The organism is Microbacterium sp. DT81.1, from assembly GCF_049844955.1.
In the GTDB taxonomy this organism is placed as follows: domain Bacteria; phylum Actinomycetota; class Actinomycetes; order Actinomycetales; family Microbacteriaceae; genus Microbacterium.
In genome coordinates, this window is the sequence record NZ_JBNCMA010000024.1 from 1 (window position 1) to 1,268 (window position 1,268).

Genomic DNA, 1,268 nt, shown 5'->3' on the forward strand with positions numbered 1-1,268 from the left:
ATGGGGTGCTGGTCCGCTGTCAGGGCGTTGAAGACGATGCGGGCAAGACGCCGCTTGAGGCAGCGGAGTGCTTCGACGGTGGAATCGCCGCTTTCGAGACGTTTGCGGTAGTAGATCCGGCCGAGCCCTTCGAGTCGGATCTGGGTGACCGCGATGCGGTGCAGCGCGGCGTTGAGCTGACGGTTCCCGGTGCGGCTCATCCGGACCCTGCCGCGGGTGTTTCCGGACCAGACCGGGAGGGGAGCGACGCCCGCGTTCATCGCGAAGCATGCCTCAGACCGGAACCGGTTCGCGTTCGCGGTCTCACCGGCGATCTTCGCCGCGGCCAGCGGGCCGCACCCCGGGATCGCGAGCAAGTGCGGGTAGCGGGCTTCCACGAGCGCGATGATCCGCTTCTCCAACTCGTGGGCTTTCACGCTGACCAGGGTGATGTCAGCGAGGACGTCCCGGGCGATCTCCGCGACCAGACCCTCGCGAGCGGTCAACCAGCCGGCGACACGCTCGCGTTGCGCCCGAGTCCGCAGCGACTTGGTGGGGACCTCGAACTCGGGGTCCAGTTCGTGCAGGTGCCAGCGCAGCCGGTTGATCTGCCGGGTTCGCTCACCGACCAGGTCTTCTCTGCGATCAACGAGCAGCTTCAACTCCCTGGTCGACTCATCGTGCGAAGCTGCGGGAAGGTCGGGTTCGCGCAGCACCGCCCGGGCCACAGCGAGGGCGTCGATCGGGTCTGACTTGCCTCGCTCCCGTGCGGAGGCGCGGGCGTGGGCCATCAGCTTCGGCGGAACCCGGACCACCTCCTGCCCTGAGGCGAGCAGGTCCCGCTCGAGCCGGGCCGACAGGTGCCGGCAATCCTCAATACCCCACAGAAGCTCATCCCCGAACCGGGCTCTCGCCCACCGCAACACCCCGTCGTGACCGACGGTGGTCGCCTTCACGGTCTTCTCGCCGAGCTTGCGGCCGACTTCATCGACCGCGACGAACGTGTGCGTGGCCTTGTGGACATCCGCGCCAAGGACGATCACCATGGAAATCGTCTCCTTCCAACTAATCCGAATGGGACAGGTTGGGCCGGTCGGCGGACAAACCTCAGTCGGGGGCGATGCCACGCTCCTATCAAGTCACGCCGGCCGGTCCATCACACCCGGTGCCGGCAAAACCCATGAACGCCAACCCGGAGGCGACAACGACGCTAAGAGCCAGACACCAAGTGATCAGGATCCAACCACCGCAACGCGGCACTGTCACCCTGACACTGAGCTCGACGCTAT

At 66.5% G+C, this 1,268-nt stretch carries 1 protein-coding gene; it reads right to left on the reverse strand.

All coding sequences use genetic code 11. The features are described from left to right. Positions 1–1,025: IS110 family transposase (locus ACLQ2Q_RS22175; RefSeq protein WP_425824065.1), on the reverse strand; the 1,025-nt coding region annotated here is incomplete at its 3' end. Positions 1,026–1,268 lie beyond the last annotated feature (243 nt).